Genomic DNA, 25,697 nt, shown 5'->3' on the forward strand with positions numbered 1-25,697 from the left:
ACTGTGGACGACTACGCGGGTCGAGTGCTCGCCGACCGCTACCGCCTGCCGCTGCCGCCCCCCGACGAGTACGAACGCGCCGAGACCCGGGCCTTCGACACCTACAGCGGGCAGGAAGTCCTCGTACGCCAGGTGCCGTTGCCCGAGGTCGTCGAGGCCGAGGTGCTCGACGCGGACGGGCTGCCCGAGGGATTCGTGGCACGCGACGGCCGGGCCCGCGGCGCCTCCGCCCGCACGGCGGCCACGCGCCGGCCCAGCGATCCCGCCGTACGGCGCGCCATCGAGGCCGCACAGGCCGCCGCGCAGATACCCGACCATCCCCGGCTCGACCAGGTCTTCGACGTGTTCGCCGAGGGCGGTTCGCTGTGGATCGTCAGCGAACTGGTGGCGGCGCGGCCGTTGGCGGCGCTGCTCGCCGAGCAGCCCCTGACGCCCTACCGCGCGGCCGAGGTCGCCTCCGACGTCCTCATGGCGCTGCGGGTGCTGCACGCCCATGGCTGGGTGCACCGCAACATCACCGCCCGCACCGTGCTCGTCTGCGACGACGGCCGCGTCATGCTGACCGGACTGGCGGCGGGGGCGGCGGAGGAGGCGCTGTGCGGCTACGACCCGGTGCCGCCCGCGGAGTCCGGGAGCGGCACGGGCTCGCCCGGCCGGGGCCCGGAGGGGCCGCCGCTTGGCGCCGGTGGGCCCGGCGGCGCCGTCGACGTCTCCGGTACGGGCTCCTTCGGGGCCGTGGGCGGGGTGGAGCGGGGCACGGACCCCGAGGCCGCGCGGCGGGCCGCGATCGAGGCGCGGGCGGGCGGCACGGCCCGGACCGCGGCCGCGCCCGGCGGGCCCGCCGCCGGGATGCCCGCCCTTCAGTCCGCGGAGGATGTGCGGGCGGCACGGGCCGGGGCGATCGCCGCCTACCGCGCCGGAGCGCGGGCCGCGGCACGGGTGCAGGAGGAACAGCGCGCCGACCGGGCGGCGCTGCCCGCGCCGAGGCCGGCGACCGGTTCGGGCGCCGGCACCGGCACCGTGGTACCGGCCCAGAACCCCGGCGGGCCGGCGGAACACCGGCCCGCCGCATCGCCCCCGGGGCAGATCGCCGACCCGTACGGAGTGGGCCGTACGGCCTCCTGGCACGGCGCGGCACCGCGCCCGGCGGCACCGGTCGGCGGCACCGACCGCACCGCACCACCCGGCGGGCCGTCCGCACCCCACAACGGCATCGGCGCCGGCCCGTACGAGGACGCGGTCCCGGGCACGCCTGCCGCCGAGGGCGGTGTCCCCGGCCCCGCCGTCAGCGCGGGCGCCCCCGCGGCCCCCTGGGGGCAGCGCGGCCCGGCCACCCCCCTCGCCGCCGAGCGGGCGCGCCAGGCGCGGATGGCCGTCGTCGGGCCCGTCACCGAGCGGTGGGCACCCGAGCAGGCGGGCCCCGTGCACGAGAACTGGCAGCTGGCCGCGCCCATCGGGCCCGCGACCGACCTGTGGGCGCTGGGCGCGCTGCTGTTCCGGGCCGTGCAGGGGCATGCGCCGTATCCCGAGGAGAGCACCGCCGAACTGGTCCAGCTCGTGTGCGCCGAACCGCCCGCCTTCGCCGAGGAGTGCGGTCCGCTGCGCCCGGTCGTGGAGTCGCTGCTGCGTCAGGACCCGACCGACCGGCTCGACTTCGAGGAGCTGCGCGGCTGGCTGCGCTCCCTCGTCCGGTCCGCGCCCGAGCCCGAGGCGGGGGCCCATGTCGTCGCGGCGCCGCCCGTCGACCCGCGCCGGCTGCCGATCGTGCGCCGCCGGGGCGAGCTGGTCCGCCGGCGCCGCGCCGGGCTCCCGGCGGCCACCCACGCCCGCCACCGGCGCGCCAGGGACGATCGGGCACCCAGGCCCCGGCGCCTGGGCCGCACCCTGCTCCTGCTGATCCTGCTCGTGCTGGCCGCGGTGATCGCCTACGCCATGGTGTTCATGCCCAAGGCCGGCAGCGCCGACGGCACGTCGGGGCAGCGCACCGGTGCGGCCGGGGACGCCGGCCCCGCCCCGCGGCAGTCCGGCTCGGGCGGCGCCCCGGGGCCCGGTCAGGGCGGCTCCCCGGAGCCCGGCGAGAGCGGTGCCGAGAGCCCCTCGTCGTCGGCCGGTTCGCCCCAGACGCAGACCAGCGACCCGGAGGTCGCCCAGGGCTTCACCCTGCGCAAGGACCCCGAGGGCTTCAGCGTCGCCGTCGCGAACGGCTGGGACCGCGCCCCGAGGAACGGGCGAGGCCAGGTCGTCTACTCCCAGGGCGACTTCGAGCTGATCGTCGTGCCCGGACGCGACAGCACCAGCAGGTACGGCGGCGATCCGCTGACCTACCAGCGGGAGTCGGAGCCCGAACTGCAGCCCTTCCGCGACTCGACCTGGGCCACCTCCAGCGGGATGCGGCGCATCGACGTGGGCGGACGGACCATGGCCGAGGGGCAGTTCACCTGGACGGACGGCGACGGACGCGAACTGTACGTGCGCAATCTCGCGGTCATCGTCGGCGGCCGCTACCACGTGCTGCAGGTCCGCGGCCCGGAGGCCGAACGCGACGAGGTGACCCGGCTGTACGAGCAGGCCGAACAGACATACAGAGTCGTCGGCTGACCGCGCGTCACGGGGCGCGGTCCGATTGCGCTGAGTGTGCGGTGGTTCCGTCCCGTACGTGGAAGGGAGAACCGTCACAGTGCGGTCTCCGAACGACCCCGCCGGTTCCCTGTGCGGGGGCCGCTCTTTACTCTGACCTCGTCAAGACCATTGCGGGGAAACGTGAATCAGATGCAGGGCCTGCTCCTCGCGGGCCGCTACCGGCTCGTCGACTCGATCGGCAGCGGTGGCATGGGCAGGGTGTGGCGCGCCCACGACGAGGTGCTGCACCGGGCGGTCGCCATCAAGGAGCTGACCGCCGCCCTGTACGTCACGGAGAGTGACCGTGCCGTACTCCTCGCCCGGACCCACGCCGAGGCGCGGGCCGCCGCTCGCATCAACCACTCGGCCGTGGTCACCGTCCACGACGTCCTGGAGCATGACAACCGGCCGTGGATCGTCATGGAGCTGGTCGAGGGCGGCTCGCTGGCCGACGCGGTCAAGGAGCGCGGGCGTGTCGACCCCGCCGAGGCCGCCCGCATCGGCCTGTGGGTGGCGCGAGCCCTGCGGGCCGCGCACGCCGCGGGCGTGCTGCACCGCGATGTGAAGCCCGGCAACGTCCTGCTCGCCGCCGACAAGCGCGTGCTGCTCACCGACTTCGGGATCGCGCAGGTCGAGGGTGACACGACCATCACGCGCACCGGAGAGATCGTCGGCTCCGTCGACTACCTGGCGCCCGAGCGCGTCCGCGGCCACGACCCGGGTCCCGCCTCCGACCTGTGGGCGCTCGGCGCCACGCTCTACACGGCGGTGGAGGGCAGGTCGCCGTTCCGGCGGACCTCGCCGCTGACCACCATGCAGGCCGTCGTCGACGAGGATCCCGCGCCGCCGCGGTTCGCGGCCGCCCTGGAACCGGTGATCTCGGCGCTGCTGCGCAAGGACCCGGCGCACCGGCCCGGTGCCGCGGAGCTGGAGCAGATGCTGGCCGAGGCCGCGGAAGGACGGCGGCCGAGGGCGGCACAGGAGTACGTGGCGACGCAGCACGTGCACCTGAACGGCGACGGTGACACGACCGCCCACGTGCCCGGTCCCCAACAGGCGCGCGACGCGGGGACCGCGGGCGGCACCCTGCACCAGCCCGCTCTGCCGCCCCCGCCCCGCAGACGCCGCGGTCGCACGGTCGCGCTCGTCCTCGCGGTGGCCGTGGCCGTCGGAGCGGCGGGCGCCGTGGCCGCGGACCACTTCGGCGGGCGCAGCGACGCCGGCGCCGGGCCCACCACCACACCCTCCGCGACGCCCTCCCCCGGAAAGAGCACGAATCAGGCCGCGAGCACCGTGCCGGAAGGCTGGGTACGTGTGCCGGATCCCGCGGGCTTCAGCCTCGTCCTGCCCGGCAAGCGCTGGAAGCGGAAGGTGTTCGACGCCTTCCAGACCGACTACTCGCCCGACGGCGGCAGGCACTTCATCCGCATCGCGATCGACGACTCGCCGGACTTCGACGACCCGCACGAGCACCAACTCGACCTGGACCAGCAGCTCCGGCGGCTCGTCGACTACAAGCGCATCACGCTGGAGTCCGACATCTACCGGGACTGCAGGGGCTCCCGGTGGGAGTACACCTGGACCGCGCTGGCCAAGGACACACGGTTCCCCGGGCCGCGTCACGCCGTCGAGGAGACGTACATCGGCCGTGACGGCGTCGAGTACGCCATCTACATGTCCGGCCCCGCCGCGGACTGGCCGACCACGAGCACCCAGTTCGACGCGGTGCTGCGGGGGTGGCGACCCCCGTCGGGCTGACGGGACACGGCGACGCGTCCCCGGACGCCTCCGCCCGTACGCGTCCCCGGACGCCTCCGCCCGTACGCGTCGCCGGTGCGCGTCCTCGGTGCGCGTTCCCGTACGCCCTTCACGCCCCGCTCGTGCGCCCGCGTACGTCGTATGTCGGCCACCCTGAGCACGGCGTCCCGGAGGGTTGACCTGTGGTGCGGCATGATGGGGCGCATGGGGACCGAGGGGGAGAATGTCCGTGTCATAGCGGGGCGCTACCGGCTTCAGGAGCGGATCGGCCGGGGCGGCATGGGCGTCGTCTGGCGGGCCACCGACCAACTGCTCGGCCGGCAGGTGGCGGTGAAGGAACTCGTCGTCGATCCCTCGCTCTCCGCAGAGGAGGCCCGGCTGCAGCGCGAGCGCACCCTGCGCGAGGCGCGCGCGGTCGCACAGTTGCGCCACCCGCACATCATCGTCGTCCACGACGTCGTCGCGCACGACGAGCAGCCCTACCTCGTCATGGAGTTGATCGACGGCGCCTCGCTGGCCGAGCACATCGCCCGGAACGGCCCCGTCGACGCCCGGGAGGCGGCGCGCATCGGCATCGCGCTGCTGGGCGCGTTGCGCTGTGCGCACGGCGCGGGCGTGCTGCACCGCGACCTCAAGCCCGCGAACGTCCTGCTGGAGGCGGGCACCGACCGTGTCGTCCTCACCGACTTCGGCATCGCGCAGGTCGCCGGGGCCACCACGCTCACCGAGAGCGGCTCCTTCGTCGGCTCACCCGAATACACCGCCCCGGAGCGGATGTCCGGCGACCGGACCGGGCCCGCGTCCGACCTGTGGTCGCTGGGCGCGCTGCTGTGCGCGGTCCTGAGCGGCGAATCGCCGTTCCGCCGCGACTCGCTGGGCGGGATCCTGCACGCGGTCGTCGTCGACGAGATCCGTCCGCCCGCGCAGGCGCAGCCGGTCCTGCCCGTCGTACGAGGACTGCTGGAGCGCGACCCGGACCGGCGCCTGGACGCCGCCGAGGCCGAGCGGCTGCTGCGGGAGTTCCTGGAGACGGGACGTACGCCGCGGGCGCCCGTGGCGTACACGCCGACGCAGCGGGACGTGCCCCGGCGTGCGGCGCACTCGCCGCCCCGGGCGGCAGGCGAGGCCGCGGCCCCGTCCGCGGCCGCCGGATCGCGGCCGGGGCCGTACCCGGCGCGGGGTGTGCTCGTCGCCGCCGCCCTCGTCGCGGCCATGGTGGGTGCGGGCGTCTCGGCGGCGGCACTGCTGATGCACGACGGCGGCAACGGCGGCCGGACGCCGTCGAGTTCCGGGCCGCAGCGTGCGTCGCCGGGCACGACGTCGGCGTCCGCGCCGGTCCCGGAACCCGCGCCCACGGTGACGGTGACGCGCTCGCCGTCGTCCGCGTCGGCCACACCCCGTACGGCGCCCTCGGGATACCGGCTGGTCCGGGACCCCGACGGGTTCTCGCTCGCGGTGCCGGACGGGTTCACCCGCAGCCCGCAGGGAGAGCGCGTCTTCTATCTGTCGCCGGGGCGCACCTTCCGCATCGGCGTCAAGACGGCGGACCCCGAGACCGGAGGCCCGCTGGCGGTGATGCGGCGCGCGGACGCGAGCGGGCCGTCCACGAACCCGGGTTACCGCGACGGCCGGGTCACCTCGACCTCGCACGGGGGAGGCCCTGCCGCGCTGTGGGAGTTCACGTGGAACGGCTTCACGGCCGCGGAGGGCCCGCGGCACACCTACGACCTGTGCTGGGAGCAGGGCGGCCGGATGTACGACGTGTGGGTGTCGGCGCCGGTCGGGAAGGTGAGGGAGGCGAAGGAGTACTTCGACGTGGCGGTGGACACGTTCGCACCGGGGTAGTCCGTACGGCGTACCGGTCCAAAAGGGAGATAGGCCGCGAGGCGCGTCACGGGTCTGTGACCGGAATCAGGCGGGGGTGGATGGCGAAGCACCCGGCGCGATAAGCATGACCGTATGAGCAACTACGGGGGAGGGCCTTACCGGTCCGACGAGCCGACGAGTTTCGGACTGCAACCGCCGCAGCCGGGTGCGCCGTACCCGGGGAACCCGTACGCCCAGCCGCAGCCGCAGCCGCAGCCGCAGCCGCGGTCCCAGCCAGAGCCCTCGTCCCAGCCCCATGCGGCCCCCACCCAGGTCGTGCCCGAGGCACCGCGGGACCCCGGTGCCGGGCGGCTGATCGCCGGGCGCTACCGGCTGCTGGCGAAGCTCGGCCACGGCGGCATGGGCACGGTCTGGCGGGCCAAGGACGAGACGGTCGACCGTGAGGTCGCCGTCAAGGAACCCCGCGTCCCCGACCACCTGCCCGAACGCGAACAGGCCACCGCCTTCGAGCGGATGCGGCGCGAGGCCCGCGCCGCCGCCCGCCTCGACCACCCGGCGGTCGTGAACGTGCACGACGTGGCCGTGGTGGACGACCGGCCGTGGATCGTGATGGAGCTGGTGCAGGGCCGCTCCCTCGGAGATGCGCTGCAGGAGGGCACGCTCGGGGTGCGCGAGGCGGCGAGGATCGGCCTGGAGGTCCTCGGCGCGCTGGAGGCCGCGCACGCGGCGGGCATCCTGCACCGTGACGTGAAACCCGACAACGTCCTGCTCGGTTGGCACGACCGCGTCGTCCTCACCGACTTCGGGATCGCGCAGATCGAGGGCGAGACCAGTCTGACGGACACGGGCGGCTTCGTGGGCTCGCCCGAGTACATCGCGCCGGAACGGGTGCTGGGCCAGCGCCCCGGCCCGGCGTCGGACCTGTGGTCGCTGGGCGTGGTGCTGTACGCGGCGACGGAGGGCGTCTCACCGTTCCGCCGCACCAACACCCCCGCCACCCTCCAGTCGGTCCTCAACTCCACCCCGGCGGCTCCCGCCTCGGCGCGCGGCCCGCTCGCCGACGCCATCAACGGCCTGCTGAACAAGGACCCCTCGCGCCGTCCGAACGCGGCCGAGGTCCGCCGGCTGCTGGAAGAGGCGGCGCGGCCGCCGCAGCCGACGCAGCCCGTGCAGATCGCTGTCCCCGGCGCCGCCGCCGGCAAGGGCGTCCGCCTGGGCCGCGGGCCGCTCCTGGGCATCGGCGCGGGCGTCGTCGCGGCGGCCCTGGCGGCGTACCTGCTCATCGCGGACCCGTTCGCGGGCCCACTGCCGGACGGCTGGAAGCAGCGCGAGGAGAAGGTGCTGGGCGCGACGCTGGCAGTGCCCGCGGACTATCAGCCGGGCCGGCCCACCAAGGACGACGCGGACAAGAACTGGGTGACGTACACCGACTGGAGCGGCAGCATCTGGATCGGGCTGCACCTGGACCGGAGGTCCGAGGACCCCAACCACCAGATCAAGGACTCGGCGGCGGCCCAGATGTACGCCGACAACGGCGACTTCAAGCAGAACGGCGCGTACGCCCTCGACATGCCGGCGGCCCCGAAGACGAAGACGGACCCGAAGCAGAGCACGTACCACGGCAGGCAGGCGGCCGAGAACACGGTCGTCTACACGACCGACGACAGCCAGAACCCGCGCCCCCGGGAGCTGAAGCTCTTCTACTACAAGGACTCCGCGGGCAACATGTACAAGCTGACGGTCAGTTACCCGGGCAAGGGCGACTTCACGGACCGGGGCCGCGAGGTGGCGAGGGCCGCGATGGCGAACCTGGACATCCACAAGCTCTAGGACGGCGCCGGCTTCCGCGTCGACAAGCGGGCGTTGCGCACGATAATCATGGGGGATGAGCAACGACGGTGGCGGCACGGGCGCCAAGGGCCGTGTGATCGGGGGCCGTTACCGGCTGATCGAGCGCATCGGCTCCGGCGGGATGGGCACCGTGTGGCGGGCGCTGGACGAGCTGGTCGAGCGGGACGTCGCCGTCAAGCAGCCTCATCTGCCCGGTGACCGGGAGGCCGAGAGCCACCGGCGGGCCGCCAACCGTCTGTACCGCGAGGCCCGCGCCGCCGCCCGTGTCGACCATCCTTCGGCGGTCTCCATCCACGACGTGGTCGTCGAGGACGGACTCCCCTGGATCGTCATGGAGCTGATCCGCGGTGAGTCCCTGCACGAGGTGCTCCGACGCGGCCCGCTGGAGCCCGCCGAATCCGCCCGTATCGGCCTCGCCGTCCTCGGTGCACTGCGCGCAGCGCACGCCGTCGGCATCGTGCACCGTGACGTCAAGCCCGCCAACGTCCTGCTCGGCCCGCATGACCGCGTCGTCCTCACCGATTTCGGCATCGCCCACATCCAGGGCGAGGAATCCCTCACCGTGAGCGGGGAGTTCGTCGGCTCGCTGGAGTTCATCGCGCCGGAGCGGATGTCCGGGCGGGGCGCCGGGCCCGCCTCCGACCTGTGGTCGCTGGGCGTGCTGCTGTACGCCGCCGTCGAGGGACGGTCCCCGTTCCGCCGTACGGCGCCGGAGTCCACGCTCGCCGCGATCCTCGCCGACGATCCGCCCGAGCCGAAGCGGGCCGGGCCGCTCGGGCCGCTCGTCCTGCGGCTGCTGGTGAGGGAACCGGAGCGGCGGCCCGGCGCGGAGGAGACCGGTGCGGTGCTGGAGGCGGTCGCCGAGGGGCGGCCCGCACCGGAACCGGACGGTGCCGGCCCCGACGCCGTACCGCACACGGAACCGCAGACGGAACCGCAGACGGAACCGCAGACGGAACCGCAGACGGAACCGCAGACGGAACCGCAGACGGAACCGCAGACGGAACCGCAGACGGAACCGCAGACGGAACCGCAGACGGAACCGCAGACGGAACCGCAAGCCCCATCGCAGGCAGAACCACGGACAGAGCCACAGACGGAACCGCGACCAGATCCGCAAGCGGCGCCGCAACCAGAACCGCAAGCCCCATCGCAGGCAGAACCGGCGCCCGCGCTGCTCTCCGCCCCCGTGACGGAAACCGTCCCCGCCGCGAGACCGCGGCGCCGCACCCCGCGAGGCGCCGTCCCCCTCGCCCTGCTCGGCGCCGTTGTCGCGGGCGGCACCTGGCTCGTCACGTTCCTCTTCGGCGGTCCCGACAGCGGGGCGGCCACGGAGCACACGGCGACCTACAGCTCGGCCCCCGCCGCCGTGTCGAGCCCCACCGCCGCCCCGGGCCCTACCGCCGTCGCCTGGGCCGCCCACCGGGAGGAGGCCATGAAGGCCGTCCTCTTCCTGCCGAGCGTGTACAAGGAGTCCGCCAGGCAGGGCGGCGCCGGCGACCAGCCCCGGCTCGTGGTCTACGAAGCCGACGGGATCACCGTCCGTCTCACCCGGTGGGACAGGGCGCCCGGTTCCCCGATGAGCCGGGCGCAGGCGGCGCACCGCACCTGGGACGGCTACACGGGCGACGCGCGGACGCAGTACACCCGCACCCGTTTCCACGGTGACGAGGCCGCCCTCGCCGACACCGCCTTCGGCCTGGCCGGCTCCCCGACCCGCATCATGCAGCTGTTCGTGCTGACCGGCGACGGCGGCATGTACGAACTGCGGGTCGACATGCCCAAGGGGACGGTGGACGAGAAGAAGGGAACGGCGGTGTTCAAGGAGGCCCGTAACCGTCTTGAGATCGGAAGAGACTGAACCGTGTCCAGCCGCCACCGAACAATGCCCTGATCAGCGCGTTTCCTGCCAGTGATCACTGGCGTCATGTGAGCACTCGGTGAATCCCTATTACCGACGGGTACACAAACGCTCCGGCCGGGCATACCCTGCGCCTCATGACGGACTCCCAGGCCCCGGAGAAGGCCATAGACGCGACCGGTACGGGTACGGCCGGCACGAACCCCCTCGCACCCGCCCCCGCCGGTGCCCGCACCGCCGTCGACGTGGTCACGCCGGAGCTGGTCGCCCAGCTCACCACGGGCGTGGCCGGCTCCGGCCGCACCGCCAACCACACGCCGTTCACCGGCGAGAAGCTGGCCGATCTGCCGGAGTCCACCCCCGAGGACGTGGCGCAGGCGTTCGAGCGGGCCCGCGCGGCCCAGCCCGTCTGGGCGGCCACCCCCGTGCGGCAGCGCGCCGCCGTCCTGCTCCGCTTCCACGACCTGGTGCTCGCCCGCCAGGCCGAGATCCTCGACCTGATCCAGCTGGAGACCGGCAAGGCCCGGCTGCACGCCCACGAGGAGGTGCAGGCCGTCGCCGTCGCGGCCCGGCACTACGGCCGCAAGGCACCCTCGTACCTGAAGCCCAAGCGGCACGCCGGTGCCATGCCGACGCTCACCCGGGTCACCGAACTGCGCCATCCGCGGGGCGTCGTGGGCCAGATCGCCCCCTGGAACTACCCCCTGGAGCTGTCGGTCGGCGACGCGCTGCCGGCCTTCGCCGCGGGCAACGCCGTCGTGATGAAGCCCGACACCGAGACCTGCCTGACCGCGCTGTGGGCGCGCGATCTGCTGATCGAGGCCGGGCTGCCCGCCGACGTCTTCCAGGTCGTCATCGGCGACGGTCCGGTCGTCGGCCCCGAGGTGGTCAAGCACGCCGACTACGTCTCCTTCACCGGCTCCACCCGCACCGGCCGCCAGGTCGCGCAGAGCGCCGCCGCCCGTCTCGTCGGCGTCTCCCTCGAACTCGGCGGCAAGAACGCCATGCTGGTCCTACAGGACGCCGACGTCGACAAGGCGGCCGCGGGCGCGGTGCGCGCGTGCTTCTCGTCCGCGGGCCAACTGTGCATCTCCATCGAGCGGTTGTACGTCCACGAGTCGATCGCGGACGCCTTCCTGGAGCGGTTCGTCGCCCGCACCAAGGCGATGCGGCTCGGCAACTCCCTCGCGTACGGCGCCGACATGGGCTCGCTGGTCGGCGAGCGTCAACTGGCCGCCGTCACCCGGCATGTCGACGAGGCCGTCGCCAAGGGGGCGAAGGTCCTGGCCGGCGGGGTCGCCCGCCCGGACATCGGCCCGTACTTCTACGAGCCCACCGTCCTCGACGGCGTCGAGGCACCGATGTCGGTGTGCACGGAGGAGACCTTCGGACCGGTCGTGTCGATCTACCGCTTCAGCACCGAGGACGAGGCGATCGAGCGCGCCAACTCCACCCCGTACGGCCTGAACTCCTCCGTGTGGACGAAGGACGGCCGACGCGGCCGGGCGGTCGCCGCCCGGCTGCGCACGGGCACGGTCAACGTCAACGAGGGTTATGCGCCCGCCTACGGCAGCGTCCAGTCGCCCATGGGCGGCATGAAGGACTCCGGGCTCGGCCGCCGCCACGGCTCCGAGGGCATCCTCAAGTACACCGAGGCCCAGACCGTCGCCCACCAGCGGCTGCTGCCGATGGCACCGTCCCTCGGCATGGACGACGAGAAGTACGCGGCGTTCATGAGCCGCAGCCTGAGAGTCATGAAGGCGCTGCGGCTGCGCTGACGCGCGCCGATCGCACCAGCCTCGAACGTCCTCAACGAGGAGAGCACGTGTCACAGGAGAACTCCGCCCGCACCCAGGGCGAACACCCGGACGAACGGAACGAACCGGCCGGTGGACCAGCCGCGGAATCGGCCGCGGAACCGACTGGGGAATCGACCGGGGAGCGGCCCGACGCCCCGACCTACGACTACGACGTCATCGTCGTCGGCTCCGGCTTCGGCGGCTCCGTCACCGCCCTGCGGCTGACCGAGAAGGGCTACCGGGTGGGTGTCCTGGAAGCGGGGCGCCGCTTCACCCGCGACTCCCTGCCGAAGAACTCCTGGGACCTCAGGAACTACCTGTGGGCACCGGCTCTCGGCCTGTACGGCATCCAGCGCATCCATCTGCTGGGCAACGTCATGGTGCTGGCGGGCGCCGGGGTGGGCGGCGGCTCCCTCAACTACGCCAACACCCTCTACGTGCCGCCGCAGCCGTTCTTCGACGACCCGCAGTGGAAGGACATCACCGACTGGCAGGACGAACTGAAGCCGTACTACGACCAGGCGCGGCGCATGCTGGGCGTGCGGCTCAACCCGACCATGACCCCGTCGGACGTCCACCTCAAGGCCGCCGCCCAGCGGATGGGCTTCGGCGACACCTTCCACATGGCACCGGTCGGCGTCTTCTTCGGCGACGGCGACGACGCCGGCGGAAGCGCCCGGGTCACGCCCGGCGAAGAGGTCCCCGACCCGTACTTCGGGGGCGCGGGGCCGGCCCGCCGGGCTTGCACCGAGTGCGGGGAGTGCATGACGGGCTGCCGCCACGGCGCCAAGAACACCCTCAACGAGAACTACCTCTACCTCGCCGAGAAGGCCGGCGCCGTCGTCCACCCGATGACGACGGTCGTCTCGGTCACGGACGACTCACGGGGCGGGTACGCCGTCACGGCCCTCCCCACGGACAAGAAGCGCAAGGGGAAGGAGCGGACCTTCACGGCGCGCCGGGTCGTCCTCGCGGCGGGCACGTACGGTACGCAGACGCTGCTGCACCGCATGAAGGTGAGCGGGCAGCTCCCGCACCTGTCGGACCGCCTGGGCGACCTGACCCGCACCAACTCCGAGGCGCTGGTGGGCGCGCAGACCGACGGACGCCGCTACCGCAAGGCGCACGGCACCGAGGTCGACTTCACCCGCGGCGTCGCGATCACCTCCTCGGTCCACCCGGACGGGAACACCCACATCGAACCGGTCCGCTACGGCAAGGGCTCGAACGCGATGGGCGGCCTGTCGGTCCTCCAGGTCCCGTACGCGGAGGGCTCCTCCCGGGCCCTGGCCTGGCTCGGGAACGTGGTGCGCCACCCGTGGCTGATGGCCCGGTCCCTCTCCAACCGCCGCTGGTCGGAGCGGACCATCATCGGACTGGTCATGCAGTCGCTGGACAACTCCCTGACGACGTACCTGAAGCCGAAGGGCCCCGGCAAGGGCCTGCTGACGGCCCGGCAGGGCCACGGTGCCCCCAACCCCAAGCAGATCAAGGCCGCTTCCGAGGCGGCGTCGGCGATCGCCGAGGAGATCAACGGCTTCCCGGGCAGCAACGTGGGCGAGCTGATGGGCACGCCGCTGACCGCGCACTTCCTGGGCGGCTGCCCGATCGGCGCCTCGCCCGAGACGGGCGTGATCGACCCGTACCACCGGCTGTACGGCCACCCCGGCATCTCGGTGGTCGACGGAGCGGCGGTCTCGGCGAACCTGGGCGTCAACCCCTCCCTGACGATCACCGCGCAGGCCGAGCGCGCCATGTCGTACTGGCCCAACAAGGGGGAGGCGGACCCGCGCCCGCAGCAGGGAGCGCCCTACGAACGGCTCAAGCCGATCGAGCCCGGCCGTCCCGCGGTACCGGCGGAGGCGTTCGGCGCCCTGCGCCTGCCGTTCCTGGAGGTGCCGACGGTGCCGCCGAAGAAGGACGCCGTCGGCTGACGGCGACCGGGTCAGGGGTGAGCCGCGGCGGGCGCCCGGCTCACCCCAGGTGCGCGACGAAGGCCCGCCAGGCGTCCGGGCCGAAGCGGATCACCGGGCCGGCGGGACGCTTGCTGTCGCGGACGGGGACGAAGGCCGGTATGCCGTCGGCGACTTCGACGCACTCGTTGTTGCCGCCGCTGAAGGTGCTGCAGCGCCACCTCGCGTCCGACAGGTCCGGCGTGCTGTGGCCTGCGGTGTTCATGTCCTGTGCTCCTTGGACCTGCGTCGGATGACCGTGCGGGATTCCACAGGAGAGAGCGCGGACGTACGAGCGGCATCGAACAGCTCCTGATACCGGGCGACCTCTGCTTCTCGTTCCAGCCACATGGAGCCCGTGGGGTTGTCCGCCAGCACCACGTCGAGCGCCGCCTCCTCCGGGAAACCCAGTACTACATACGGCCCGAACATACTCGCATGGGCTCCGCGGGAGAACGGAAGGACCTGGATGGTCACGTTGGGCTTCTCGGACGCGATCAGAAGCCACTCCAGCTGAGCCTTCATCACCTCGGCTCCACCGACTTGCTGGAGGAGCACGGCCTCCGAAAGGACCGCCCAGAGGCGCAAGGGGGAGTCGTTGGTGAGACGCTCCTGGCGGGCGAGACGCACCTGGACGAACTTCTCGATCTCGTCCGCCGTCTGCCACTGGCGGGAGGCGACCGTCACGGCACGCGTGTACTCCGGCGTTTGCAGCAGGCCGGGCACCAGTTGAGCTTGGAAGGTGCGGATGGTCCCCGCCATGGCCTCCAGCGCGATGTAGTCGCGATAGGTGTCGGCGAGCACTGACCCGTACTGGTTCCACCACCCTTGCCTGCGACGGTGGTTGGCCTTTCGGGCGAGCGCGCCGAGTCGGCTGCGAAGCTCGGTGTCCGTCACCCCGTAGGCAAGCAACATCGCGGTGAGATCGGGCAGCCGGACGGCCACTCGGCCGTTTTCGATCCGGCTGATCTTTCCTTTCGTGCAGTCGAGCGCTTCAGCTGCCTGGGCAGTGGTCAGCCCGGCGGATTCACGCAGTCTGCGCAACTCGTCGCCGAGTTGGCGTCCGAGAACTGTCGACCGGTTGATGGTGGCGCTCATCGCAGGCATGGGCACCACGTTTAGCAGTGTGGTCGACGAGATGAGGCCGGCTTAACCCGAAAGGACGAACATTGGCGCCACCTCATTCGGAAACGTTGCAGATGCGCATGATGCGTGCGCATTCTGCCGGTGTGTCCGCGACTCCAACCCCAGCCGTGCGCAGGGCATTTCGTCGCCACATCGAATCCAGAGGAGGTCGTCCGTGACCGCATCCAAGGAAGTCGCCTTCCGCCTACCCCGCAGCCACCGCAGTGTGCCCAGGGCGCGTGCGCTGCTGCACGCGGTGCTGGGCGACTGGGGTGTCGGCCAGGACGTCCTGGAGTCGGCGGAGTTGGTGCTGTCGGAGCTGGTGACCAACGCGCTGCGCGTGCCCGTGCCCAGTGACCGCCAGGTGGGCGTACGGATCACACGCTCGGTCGGCGAGGGGCTGCTGCGCCTGGAGGTGAGCGATGCCGGAGGAGGCAGGCCCGAGGTGCGGGAGCCCGGCGACCACGAGACGGGCGGCCGCGGGCTGCTGCTGGTGGCGGCGCTGGCCCATCGCTGGGGTTTCGAGGAGCGCGCGGCCGGGATCGGGAAGACGGTGTACGCCGAACTGAAGGCCCCGGACATCGTTGTCGAGCCGGTCGTGAGGGAGGTGGCGGCGGTCATGGTCCGTCGAGGGCAGCGGGTACGGGTGTGGGGCGAATGGCGGACGGTCGTCGGGGTCCGCGACGAGGGGGACGCGGCAGGGGCGCCCGCGGTGGTGCTGGCGCTGGACGAGGGTCCGGCACTGCGCGTGCGGGCGACGGAACCGCTGGCCGTGCGGCAGGGGACACGGTAGGCAGGGAAGGGCGTCGTCCAGACGGCGAGCAACCGGCTGCACAGCCGGGCGTCTGCCCCGGCGTACTCGCGGCCCGACGGCGTGCCGAAGGGCCTGCACCCCCCTCCGTGTGCAGGCCCTTCGGGCTTGGCGGGGGCGGCGTGTACCGCCCCTGCTGCATGTGCTGCGTCGTGACGCCTACCGTGCGTCCTTACGCGGCGGCGTTCGAACCGGCACCCTTGCGGCGACGGACGGCGAACAGCGCACCGGCACCGAGGACGACGGCGACACCGCCGACGAGGCCGATGGTCGGCACCGCGGAGGAAGAACCGGTTGACGCGAGCTTGCCGGTGACCGGGAGCTGCTCGGAGCCGCCCTGGGGCTTCATGTCGGTCTTGGGCTTTTCGGTCGGCTTGTCGCCGGTGGGCTTGGCATCGCCTTCGTCGGCCGGCTTGCTGCCCGCCTTGAGAACGGTGAACTCGTAGACGTCACCGTTGCCGTTGCACGCCGTGCCCTTGCCCGCGTAGACAGCGCTGCTCATGGCGAACGACGAACCGGCCGGAGCCTTGGCGTCGATCCGCACGCGCAGGTCCATGTCGACCTTGGCACCCTTGTCGATGGCGTCGATGATGCCGACAAAGGTGCCGGTGGCGACGGTTGCGTCGTTCGCATTTCCGTCGCTGTAACTGTCCTGGTAGGAGTCCGTCCACTTGCCGGTCTCCGGGTCCTTGTACTGAAGCTGGGCGAGATCCCATGCGAGGGAGTCGTCCATGTTCACATCGTCGGCGTACTCGGTGAACGTGTTGACCCAGACGTTCTTCAGGTCGGCGTCCGAGTTGTTCTTCACCGAGAAGGTGAAGTCGTGCCAGCCGGAGCCCGCGACGATCTTGTTCGGCAGGCCCTTGACCGTGACCGCGAGATTGTCGTCGATGTTGTACTCGTCGCACTCATCGGGGGTCCACTCGTCAGACCCGGCCGACTTCGACGGGGCGACACCCTGCGTCGTGGGGGTGCTCTGCCCGTCCGACGAACTGGACTTCTCATCGGAAGAGGTGCTCTGCTCGTCCGACGGGGTGCTCTGGGCGTCGGAGGGAGTGTTCTGCTGGTCCGACGGGGTGGACTTCTCGTTGGACGGGGTGCTCTGGTTCTCTGCCGAGAGGGAACCGTCCGTCCCGGTCGAAGAACTCGCCGACGGGGACGGGCTCTCGGCCGCGACCGCGACCGGAGCCGACACGAGGGCCAGCTGAGCTACGACTGCGGTTGCGGCCGCGGTAACCATGGCGCGGCGAAGCTTCATGAAGACCTCAAGAAGTCTGGTGTGCTGCGGCGCGGCAGCACGCGATCGGAGGAGGTCTCCGCGTGTGGGGCGCGGGTGTGACCGTTGGTTGCGTAGGTGAGACCGGCGACCCCTCGGGAGGGTTGCTCCCCATCTCACAGAATTCTTATGTGAGGTAGGTCACGGGTGGAGTGCCCCTCGGCCTGATTCCGCTCGTGGACACAGACCGCGGAGGTGGTACGGACCCTGAGCGCGGCATGTGAGGAGCAACCGGCAGGCGCCGTTCACGCGGACGGATGTGACGACAGGGCCGGCCAACGCAAAGGGCCCCGCGGCGGGGGGAGGTGCCGCGGGGCCCTTCTTGCGTCAGCACCGGCGTCAGGGCGGCGCCGGTGCCTCGGAGCGGCGCCGGGGGGAGTGCGCCGCTGGTTCATGGGACCGCCCGGTGGTGTGCCCGGCGCCCTCGGGGAGCGCGCCCGGTGTGGACCATTGGCGGTCGCTGTGCGGAGAGCTGGGATACGTCTGTCTGCGGAGCCGGCCGTTCTTCGCATCGTGCTGGACCGCCCCGGCCTCCGCAACCGTTTCGACCGCACCTGAACGGATTCCGCCGGCCGGCTCCGGGCGTCCCCGGAGCCGGCCGTTTACTGGTGACCGGGCTGCTGTCCCCTGCCGTCCGGTCACATCCCTGGAGCGAGGTCCCACGACGCACAGCACGATCCGTACGCCTCATCGCTCCAGCGGAGCCACGCGTGGTTCTCTCGGGCCCGCCCCTGGCTGGCACGGACACCGGGACCAACGAACCCCGCGCACCGCCGGTCACGTGCCGTACGGGTGAGAGGGCATGGGAACGTGGGTGCGGCGGACGTCCGTCGCAGGAAGCGGTCCCGCGGCGGTCGCCTCAGACGCGGCCCCGGCACAGCTCCAGCAAGGTCATCGCGAGGGTGGTGCCGGGCTTGCCGAGGGCCTCCCGGTAGCGGCCGAGGATCTCCATCTCGCGGGAGAGGTTCACCCGGCGGCCGCCGGAGGCGATACGGGCGTCCTGGATGACGGCGGAGACCGCCATGCGCTCCTGGATGAGGCCGATGAGGCGGTCGTCGAGCGCGTCGATGCGTTCACGGGCGCCGCTGATCACGTCGGCGGCCTCGGCGGTGCGGGCGCCGGTCTTCTCGGCGGCCGTCTGCTCGGGGGCCGTCTGCTCGGTGGTGGGGGCGGTCATGTCCGGGGCTCCTCTGGGGTCGGTGTCGCGGCGAGGTGCCCGGGACCGGCGCGGTCCGCAAACGCCAGGCGCCCCGGACCGTGTCGGCCCGGGGCGCCTGGGGTGCTTGTCAGTGGCTCAAGCAGCACGACCATGGCAGCCGGCGGGCCGGTTGCCATAGGTAAAGACGAAGGTCGTGTGCGTCAGCATGGTTCCAGTATGCCGAGGGCCCGGGGCGCGTACCAAGCGGGTTCGGATGGTGAGACGGGGGGCCGGGGCCGGCGGACCTCCGGACGGGACCCGGTGCGCCTGCGGACGGGAACCGGTGCGCCTCCGCACCGGGCGCCGGCGGGCCCGTCCCCCGTGAGGCGGGAGGCCCCGCCGCCCGCCCCGTTAGAATCGGGTACCACAGCCCCCTGTCAAGCCGCCGGAAGGCAACCCGTGTCATCAGCGACCCCCGCTGCCGCCGCCCCCGACACCGTCCTGGTCGTCGACTTCGGCGCGCAGTACGCCCAGCTCATCGCCCGTCGCGTCCGCGAGGCCCGGGTCTACAGCGAGATCGTGCCCAGCACCATGCCGGTCGCGGAGATGCTCGCCAGGAACCCGGCGGCGATCATCCTCTCCGGCGGCCCCTCGTCCGTCTACGAGGAGGGCGCCCCGACCGTCGACCGCGCCCTCTTCGAGGCCGGCGTCCCCGTCTTCGGCATGTGCTACGGCTTCCAGCTGATGGCCCGGGCCCTCGGCGGCACCGTGGACAACACCGGGGCGCGCGAGTACGGCCGTACGGCGCTGAGTGTCTGCCGGCCGTCCTCCACCCTCTTCGAGGGCACCCCCGCCGATCAGTCCGTGTGGATGTCGCACGGCGACGCCTGCTCCGCCGCCCCCGAGGGTTTCACCGTCACGGCGTCCACGGACGTCGTCCCGGTCGCCGCCTTCGAGGACGACGAGAAGAAGCTGTACGGCGTCCAGTACCACCCCGAGGTCATGCACTCCACGCACGGCCAGCAGGTGCTGGAGCACTTCCTGTACCGCGGCGCGGGGCTGAGCCCGACCTGGACCACCGGCAACGTCATCGAGGAGCAGGTCGAGGCGATCCGCCGCCAGGTCGGCACCAGGCGCGCCATCTGCGGGCTGTCGGGCGGCGTGGACTCCGCGGTCGCCGCGGCCCTCGTGCAGAAGGCCATCGGCTCCCAGCTGACCTGCGTCTACGTCGACCACGGCCTGATGCGCAAGGGCGAGACCGAGCAGGTCGAGAAGGACTTCGTGGCGGCCACCGGCGTCCAGCTGAAGGTCGTCGACGCCCAGGAACGGTTCCTCACCGCCCTCAAGGGGGTTTCCGACCCCGAGCAGAAGCGGAAGATCATCGGCCGCGAGTTCATCCGCGTCTTCGAGCAGGCCCAGGCGGAGATCGTCGCCGAGGCCGGCGAGAGCGGCGAGCCGGTGGAGTTCCTCGTGCAGGGCACCCTCTACCCGGACGTGGTCGAGTCCGGCGGCGGCACCGGTACGGCCAACATCAAGTCCCACCACAACGTGGGCGGCCTGCCCGAGGACCTCGAGTTCCAGCTCGTCGAGCCGCTGCGCAAGCTCTTCAAGGACGAGGTCCGCATGGTCGGCCACGAGCTGGGCCTGCCGGAGGAGATCGTCCAGCGCCAGCCCTTCCCGGGCCCGGGCCTCGGCATCCGCATCGTCGGCGAGGTCACCAGGGAGCGGCTCGACCTGCTGCGGGAGGCCGACGCCATCGCCCGCGAGGAGCTGACCGCGGCCGGCCTCGACCGCGAGATCTGGCAGTGCCCCGTGGTCCTGCTCGCCGACGTGCGCAGCGTCGGCGTCCAGGGCGACGGCCGGACGTACGGCCACCCGATCGTGCTGCGCCCGGTCTCGTCCGAGGACGCCATGACCGCCGACTGGTCCCGGCTGCCGTACGACGTGCTCGGGAAGATCTCGACCCGGATCACGAACGAGGTCCGCGACGTCAACCGCGTCGTCCTGGACGTGACGTCGAAGCCGCCGGGGACCATCGAGTGGGAGTGACCCGGGGAGCGGCCCGGGGCACGTACGCCTGAGTCACGTACGCCGGAGGGTGCGCACCGGCTCTCCGGGCTTCCAGACCTGGACGACCAGATACGCGTCGTCCTCGACGCAGGTCCGCACGACCTCCGTCAGCTCGGTGCGGAAGAGGTGGAACGGCTGCGGCGGTTTCACCTCTTCCACGTACGCCTCCTTCCGCGCGTCGTGCTCGTCCTCGACCTCGACGGCGCGCCCGCTGATACGCACATCACCGCCGCCCATCCCGGTACCGGGCCCCGGGTTCGCCTGCAGTGCGAAGCGGGGGTCGCGCCGCAGGTCCAGCGCCTTGAGCGAGTGGGGCATCATGCCGAGCCACAGCTCGCCGTCCAGGAAACGGACCTCCAGGCCGGTGGTGCGCGGGGAGCCGTCCTTGCGGAGGGTCGCCAGGACGTGATGGGTGAAGGCGCCGAAGCGGTCCTCGACGAGGCGGGCGAGGCCGGGCTCGGCGGCGGCGAAGGCCGCCCAGTTCGACGGCGTGCGGCTCGGTGCCCTGCGGCTCGGTGTCCTGCGGCTGGGTGTCATACCGCGAGTCTGACCCCGTATACCCGACATCTCCTGTCGTGATCTGTAGTGATCCGCGGCCCCCTCGCTGGGGTTCGCCGACTCCGGCGCCGCGGTGCGGCCACCGCGCGTAACGGTTGCGCACTCTCTTCACCGTACGACCCTGTTCTCCTGCGGAGACCGACGGTAACTTCCGCTTCGTCAAGGAACCCAGTGCTGGAGGACACATGCACGGGCCGACCCCACCGCTGCCCCTGCCCACCGATCAGTTGCAGTTCGCCATGCCGCCGATGCACGAATCGCTGGAGGACGAGCGTCGGCACCGCAAGGAGCGGCTGGCCGGAGCGCTGCGGATCTTCGGCCGGCTCGGCTTCGAGGACGGCGTCTCCGGGCACATCACCGCCCGCGACCCGGAGTTCACGGACTGCTTCTGGGTCAATCCGTTCGGGATGCCGTTCAAGCACGTCACCGTGAGCGACCTGGTGATGGCCAACCAGGACGGGCAGGTGATCGACGGCCGCTACCACGTGAACCAGGCGGCGTTCACCGTGCACGCCCAGGTCCACGCCGCCCGCCCGGACGTCGTCGCCGTCGCCCACTGCCACTCCGTGCACGGGCGGGCCCTCGCGGCGCTCGGCGAGCTGCTGGATCCCATCACCCAGGAGTCCTGCGCGTTCTACGAGGACCACGCCGTCTACGACGCCTACACCGGCGTCGCCGTGGACGCCGAGGAGGGCCGCCGGATCGCCACCGCCCTGGGCACGCGCAAGGCACTGGTCCTGCGCAACCACGGACTGCTGACCGTCGGCGACTCGGTGGACGCGGCGGCCTGGTGGTTCCTGTCGATGGAACGCTCCTGCCAGGTGCAGCTCACGGCCAGGGCGGCCGGACGGCCGGTCCTGATCGACCACCGGCAGGCGGTGGCCACAAGGGAGCAGCTGGGCGGGGACCTGGTGGCCTGGATCAACTACCAGCCGCTGTGGCAGGACATCAGCCGCGGCGAACCGGACCTGCTGAGCTGAACCGGCCGTTTCGGGACCGCGCGGCGCGGCAGCCTTCGGGGCGCGCGGCGCGGCAGCCTTCGGGGCGCGCGGCACGGCAGCCTTCGGGGTCGTCGGCGCGGCGGGACGGCAGGCGGTGGCCGAGGAGGTCAACCGGGGATTCGCCCCTTCACTCGTCCGGGTGGACCTGGCGAACGCGGGGTGTGTTCCATACGGCACAATTCGCTGTCGTCACAGGGCAGTTGTACGGCGGTGCCGTCCGGCGCCCGTGCGTGTCAGAGGCCCGGCCGGGTAGCGGCCGGGCGGAGGTGCCCGGTCGGTGGCGGCCGGGCGAGCCGTCCGGCCCGGTGGTGGCCGGGTGCGGCATGGCGATCGGTGCGGGGAAGGCGGCAGCGGGCGTGGCGGTGCAGGAGGCGGGGCAGGGCGTGGGGCGCGGGAGCGGTCCGGGCGTGCACGGGGGTGGCTGCACCTGCGGGGACTGCCCGCACGGGGCCCGGGAGGGACACCGGCGCGCGGTCGCGGAATTCCTCGCGAAGCGGGAGGAGTTCGCGTCCGGGCGGGGGCTGCCCGCGGCGGTCGCGCACTCCGCGTCCGCGTCCCGGCAGTGGGTCTCCGACGAGCTCACCCAGTCCGCGGACCTCGTCGCCGAGCGGGGCAGGGCCGACGGCGCGGCCTGGCTCGCCCGGCTGTGGCGGCGCACGGCGGTCGCGGTGTGGGGCGCGGTGGGCGTCCTGCTGCTGGCGCAGGCGCTGACGGCGATCGGCGCGGGGTGGACCGTGACACGGACGGCAGGGCTGGTCGCGGCGGTGCTGGTGGGAGCCGCACTGACCGCCGCCGGATATCTGCACCGGGCGCGCGGCGGCGCGCTCGCGCCCGTCATCGGGGAGGACAACCGGCTGTCGACCTCGCGTGCGGTGGCGGCGGGCTGGGTGCTGTTCGCGGTGTACGCGGTGCTGGTGCTGGCCGGTGAGCTGGCCGCGGCCTCCGCGCACGGCCGGCGCGACGCGCTGATCGCCGGCCTCGACCTCGCGCGCGGGGCGGGGGTGGTGACGGTGATCGCGGTGGTGAGCGGGATCGCCGTCGTCGTGCGCAGGGTGGTCGGGCTGCGGGTCCTCGGCCAGCGCCTGCAGAAGGTGCGCGCCGACCGGCCGCGCGCCGCCGACCTGCTGACCGACGACTCCGGGCGGGGCGGCTTCGCGGACACCCAGTACGTGGTCATCAGCGCGGTCGCCCTGGCCTTCGCGCTGGTCCGGCTGGCCCGGCGACCGGACCAGCTGCCCGATCTGCCGTGGGGGCTGGCGCTGCTGGTGCTCGTGTCGGCGGCCACCTATCTCGCCGGGAAGTACGCGGAGGGCGGTCGTCCGGTGGTGCTCTCCGTGGTCAGGGCGAGGGAGGCGGGCGACCTGGACGCGCCGATCCGGACGGGTGACGACATCGAGATCCGCGGCGCGGGCTTCGTACCGCCCGGCGCCCAGACCGCGGACCGGCTGTCCCGGATGGTGGTCCGCATCGGCGCCGTCCACGTCCATGTCCCCCTGGTCCCCGTGCCCGGCGGCTTCAGCAATCCGACGGACACCCTCCTGACGGTTCCGGTGCCGGCGGACGTCGAGCCGGGGCGTGTCGAGGTGCAGGTGGTGACGGCGGCCGGAGTGGAGACGAACCGGGTGGCCATCGAGGTGACGGACTGACACGTCCCTACGCCGTCCGGGAAAGGTATGAGGAAAAGTGGCCGCACAGCGGTTGAGTGGGGCCCGCCTTGTGTACGTATGGTCTGTCGAAGAGTCAACGGCATGGCGCGCGAGAGGCGGCGGACACGATGGCTCATGGCATGCGCACGGACACCCACACCCCCTACCTCGACGAGGGCCGCGCCTGGCGGGACACCGCCACCCGGTACGCCCTGCTCCCTTTGCGTGTGTTCCTGGGCGTCACCTTCGTCTACGCGGGCGTGGACAAACTCACCAACAGCGCCTTCATGCACGCGTCCGGCAGCGGCTCGATCGGCGACCTGATGCGCGCCGTACGCGACTCCTCGGCGATCCCGGCGATGGTCGACCTCGCGCTGAAGAACCCCGTCGGCTTCGGCTACGCCATCGCCTTCGGTGAACTCGCCGTCGGCATCGGCACGCTCGTCGGCCTGCTGAGCCGGCTCGCCGCGCTCGGCGGCGCGCTCATCTCGATGAGCCTGTGGCTGACCGTGAGCTGGGCGTCCAGCCCCTACTACTACGGCAACGACCTCGCCTACCTGATGGCCTGGCTGCCCCTGGTCCTCGCCGGCGCCCCGGTGCTCTCCCTGGACGCCGCCATCCGTTCCCGACGCCGGAACCGCTCGGGCGTGGACTGGTAGGACGCGCCTGCCGGCCGGCTATGCGGCCGCGGCCCGGTCCCCTTCGGCGTGCCCGTCGGCGCGCGTGCCCCCCGTGCCCCTGCGGTCCTTGCGGCCCTTGCGCAGGGAGCGGGCCAGCAGGCCCGTGACGGCCGCGAGGCACAGGCCGCCGCCGACGATCGGGACGATCGCGAACCACGGCGTCTCCCAGGCCCCCCGTGCGTCACCGATGTAGGCGACGCCCCCGGCGATCAGGAACACGCCGGCCACCAGCCGGCCGGGCTGGAACTCATGACGCAGCACGGGTCACCTCCACCTGGCCCAGACCGACCTCGAGGCTGAGGTCGAACGTGGCCGCGTTCTTCGTGCCGGACGCCGGGGAGAGCGTCAACCGCTTGTGCTTGCCGGGCGCCACATCCACGTCCTTCCCGGTGTCGCCGGGCAACTGGATGTCGCCGATGCCCGTGCGGATGTCGAGCCTCACCGTCGCGTTCCGCGGGACGATCACCGCGAGCCGGCCCACGCCCACCTCCGCCCGGGTCGTCACCGTCTGCTTCCCGCCGGGCTTGAGACGGGTGAGGTCCAGCGTGCCGACGCCGGTGCCCAGGCCGTACGTCCGGTGCACGGCGGCCGCCGAGGCCGGTGCCCAGGTCGTGCGCGCCCAGTGGCTGCTGACGTCCTTCGGCAGGGCCGCCGACGTGGCGAGCAGACCTGCGGTGACCACGGCGAGGAACACCGAGCCCGCACCCGTACGGCCCAGCAGCGAACTGACCGCGATGCCCGCCCCGAAGACGACGAGCGCGCTCGCCAGGCCCGTCTGCAGGCTCGTGCCCAGCGCGTCGGCGTCCCAGGTCAGACGGGTGCCCAGACCGCCGGCGAGCAGCGCCGCCAGGAACACCCAGCCACCGATCCAGCGCGGACCCCGCGGCCTCGGCGGCGGCTCCGCCCCCGTCCGTCTGGCGTACGAGTAGCAGCGGGCGACGGCGACCGCCGCCGCGACATCACGGCTCGGCGTGTCACTCGGCCCCCACAGATAGCCCGTGCCGCCCACATGCGTGCCGTCCTTGACGATGGGCTCACGCCACCAGGAGGGATGGAGGGCGGGGACCGGCGGCGCCTTCGCCTCCGGCGGCGCGTCGGCTGCGGCCTGTGCCGCGAGCGGGTCGGGGTCCGGAGCACCGCGCTGCCGCGACCAGTAGCCCGCGCCCGCCAGGAGCAGGGACAGGACGGCGGCGAAGGTCAGCACCCCGCCGTTCCTCAGCATCGACAGAAAGACCCCGCACCCCACCAGGGCGAAGAGGACCGCGGCCAGGCCCGGGCCGTCGACGCGGCCCGTCAGCAGTTTGCGGATCTCGTTCTCCTCCTCGTCCTCGTACGGGACGAAGAGCCAGACGAAGCCGTAGAAGATGAGACCGAGGCCGCCGGTCGCGGAGAGCACCGCGAGCACGATCCGGAAGATCACCGGGTCCATGTCGCACTGGCGGGCCAGGCCCGCGCAGACGCCTGCCAGCATCCCGTGCCGCCGCTCGCGCCGGAAGGGGCCGGGCCCCTCGGCGGCGGCCGCCTCGTCCCGCACCGGCCCGCCCTCGCCGGACGCCTGAGCGGCGTCCCGCGGGGCGGCCCCGGGCGGCGCGCCGCCCGGCGGACGGGCACCCCGGCCCGCGCCGGGGCCCACCCCCGCCGCCGCGTGCTGCTGATCTGTCATGCGTCCATGGTCCCTGTCCCGGCCGCCCGGCGGCAGTCGGGGCGACCCTGGCCGAACCCTGA

At 72.8% G+C, this 25,697-nt stretch carries 19 protein-coding genes; 12 read left to right on the forward strand and 7 right to left on the reverse strand.

The features are described 5' to 3' along the window. Positions 1-3: 3 nt before the first annotated feature. The 7 genes from ACZ79I_RS24165 to ACZ79I_RS24195 all read left to right on the forward strand — a co-directional run bounded on the left by ACZ79I_RS24165 (position 4) and on the right by ACZ79I_RS24195 (position 13,649). Positions 4-2,598: a protein kinase gene (locus ACZ79I_RS24165; protein WP_471499552.1), complete on the forward strand. Its 2,595-nt coding sequence runs from the start codon at positions 4-6 to the stop codon at positions 2,596-2,598. A 171-nt stretch (positions 2,599-2,769) separates the two neighbouring features. Further along, on the forward strand, positions 2,770-4,377 hold the full coding sequence (locus tag ACZ79I_RS24170) for a serine/threonine-protein kinase (protein WP_471505178.1): 1,608 nt from the start codon (positions 2,770-2,772) through the stop codon (positions 4,375-4,377). Between the two features lie 204 nt (positions 4,378-4,581). Further along, positions 4,582-6,222, forward strand: a complete 1,641-nt coding sequence (locus ACZ79I_RS24175) for a serine/threonine-protein kinase (RefSeq protein ID WP_471499553.1) — start codon at positions 4,582-4,584, stop codon at positions 6,220-6,222. A 114-nt stretch (positions 6,223-6,336) separates the two neighbouring features. Beyond that, positions 6,337-8,034 carry a serine/threonine-protein kinase gene (locus tag ACZ79I_RS24180; RefSeq protein WP_471499554.1) on the forward strand — a complete coding sequence of 566 codons (1,698 nt, stop codon included), beginning with the start codon at positions 6,337-6,339 and terminating at the stop codon, positions 8,032-8,034. Between the two features lie 55 nt (positions 8,035-8,089). After that, the gene (locus ACZ79I_RS24185; RefSeq protein ID WP_471499555.1) at positions 8,090-9,916 is read left to right on the forward strand and encodes a serine/threonine-protein kinase; all 1,827 of its coding nucleotides are present in this window, start codon (positions 8,090-8,092) and stop codon (positions 9,914-9,916) included. Between the two features lie 137 nt (positions 9,917-10,053). Continuing rightward, the gene (locus tag ACZ79I_RS24190; protein WP_471499556.1) at positions 10,054-11,694 is read left to right on the forward strand and encodes a succinic semialdehyde dehydrogenase; all 1,641 of its coding nucleotides are present in this window, start codon (positions 10,054-10,056) and stop codon (positions 11,692-11,694) included. A gap of 47 nt (positions 11,695-11,741) precedes the next feature. Continuing rightward, positions 11,742-13,649 carry a GMC family oxidoreductase N-terminal domain-containing protein gene (locus ACZ79I_RS24195; protein WP_471499557.1) on the forward strand — a complete coding sequence of 636 codons (1,908 nt, stop codon included), beginning with the start codon at positions 11,742-11,744 and terminating at the stop codon, positions 13,647-13,649. Between the two features lie 40 nt (positions 13,650-13,689). Here the strand turns inward: ACZ79I_RS24195 and ACZ79I_RS24200 are convergent, their stop codons facing one another. Both ACZ79I_RS24200 and ACZ79I_RS24205 read right to left on the reverse strand, forming a co-directional pair. Then, entirely contained in the window at positions 13,690-13,893 is a 204-nt protein-coding gene (locus ACZ79I_RS24200) for a DUF397 domain-containing protein (RefSeq protein WP_471499558.1), read from the reverse strand. Further along, the gene (locus ACZ79I_RS24205; RefSeq protein ID WP_471499559.1) at positions 13,890-14,774 is read right to left on the reverse strand and encodes a helix-turn-helix domain-containing protein; all 885 of its coding nucleotides are present in this window, start codon (positions 14,772-14,774) and stop codon (positions 13,890-13,892) included. The genes ACZ79I_RS24200 and ACZ79I_RS24205 overlap by 4 nt, the downstream gene beginning before the upstream one ends. Positions 14,775-14,967: 193 nt before the next feature. On the opposite strand from ACZ79I_RS24205, the gene ACZ79I_RS24210 reads away from it, so the two are divergent. Next, entirely contained in the window at positions 14,968-15,585 is a 618-nt protein-coding gene (locus tag ACZ79I_RS24210) for an ATP-binding protein (RefSeq protein ID WP_471499560.1), read from the forward strand. A gap of 190 nt (positions 15,586-15,775) precedes the next feature. On the opposite strand, the gene ACZ79I_RS24215 is transcribed toward ACZ79I_RS24210, so the two are convergent. Both ACZ79I_RS24215 and ACZ79I_RS24220 read right to left on the reverse strand, forming a co-directional pair. Further along, a complete protein-coding gene (locus ACZ79I_RS24215) occupies positions 15,776-16,798 on the reverse strand; it encodes an LPXTG cell wall anchor domain-containing protein (RefSeq protein WP_471499561.1) in 1,023 nt (340 codons plus the stop codon). A gap of 940 nt (positions 16,799-17,738) precedes the next feature. Continuing rightward, complete coding sequence (locus ACZ79I_RS24220; RefSeq protein ID WP_471499562.1) at positions 17,739-18,056, reverse strand: chorismate mutase; 318 nt, start codon at positions 18,054-18,056, stop codon at positions 17,739-17,741. A gap of 420 nt (positions 18,057-18,476) precedes the next feature. Between ACZ79I_RS24220 and guaA the strand changes: the two genes are divergently transcribed. Further along, positions 18,477-20,066 (forward strand): glutamine-hydrolyzing GMP synthase, encoded by a 1,590-nt coding sequence (gene guaA / locus ACZ79I_RS24225; RefSeq protein ID WP_471499563.1) that lies wholly within the window; start codon positions 18,477-18,479, stop codon positions 20,064-20,066. Between the two features lie 33 nt (positions 20,067-20,099). Here the strand turns inward: guaA and ACZ79I_RS24230 are convergent, their stop codons facing one another. Further along, on the reverse strand, positions 20,100-20,624 hold the full coding sequence (locus ACZ79I_RS24230) for a pyridoxamine 5'-phosphate oxidase family protein (RefSeq protein ID WP_471499564.1): 525 nt from the start codon (positions 20,622-20,624) through the stop codon (positions 20,100-20,102). A gap of 206 nt (positions 20,625-20,830) precedes the next feature. Here ACZ79I_RS24230 and ACZ79I_RS24235 point away from each other — a divergent pair, with 206 nt between their 5' ends. From ACZ79I_RS24235 to ACZ79I_RS24245, 3 genes are all read left to right on the forward strand, one after another. Further along, the gene (locus tag ACZ79I_RS24235) at positions 20,831-21,625 is read left to right on the forward strand and encodes a class II aldolase/adducin family protein (RefSeq protein WP_471499565.1); all 795 of its coding nucleotides are present in this window, start codon (positions 20,831-20,833) and stop codon (positions 21,623-21,625) included. A 377-nt stretch (positions 21,626-22,002) separates the two neighbouring features. Further along, positions 22,003-23,292, forward strand: a complete 1,290-nt coding sequence (locus tag ACZ79I_RS24240; protein WP_471505180.1) for a hypothetical protein — start codon at positions 22,003-22,005, stop codon at positions 23,290-23,292. Positions 23,293-23,420: 128 nt separating this feature from the next. Next, positions 23,421-23,951, forward strand: a complete 531-nt coding sequence (locus ACZ79I_RS24245; RefSeq protein ID WP_471499566.1) for a DoxX family protein — start codon at positions 23,421-23,423, stop codon at positions 23,949-23,951. An 18-nt stretch (positions 23,952-23,969) separates the two neighbouring features. Here ACZ79I_RS24245 and ACZ79I_RS24250 read toward each other — a convergent pair whose 3' ends face one another. Both ACZ79I_RS24250 and ACZ79I_RS24255 read right to left on the reverse strand, forming a co-directional pair. Continuing rightward, a complete protein-coding gene (locus ACZ79I_RS24250) occupies positions 23,970-24,233 on the reverse strand; it encodes a hypothetical protein (protein ID WP_471499567.1) in 264 nt (87 codons plus the stop codon). Then, the gene (locus ACZ79I_RS24255) at positions 24,220-25,635 is read right to left on the reverse strand and encodes a PspC domain-containing protein (protein ID WP_471499568.1); all 1,416 of its coding nucleotides are present in this window, start codon (positions 25,633-25,635) and stop codon (positions 24,220-24,222) included. Before ACZ79I_RS24255 ends, ACZ79I_RS24250 begins: the two co-directional genes overlap by 14 nt. Between the last annotated feature and the right edge of the window lie 62 nt (positions 25,636-25,697).

Source organism: Streptomyces sp. PSU-S4-23, assembly GCF_055632315.1.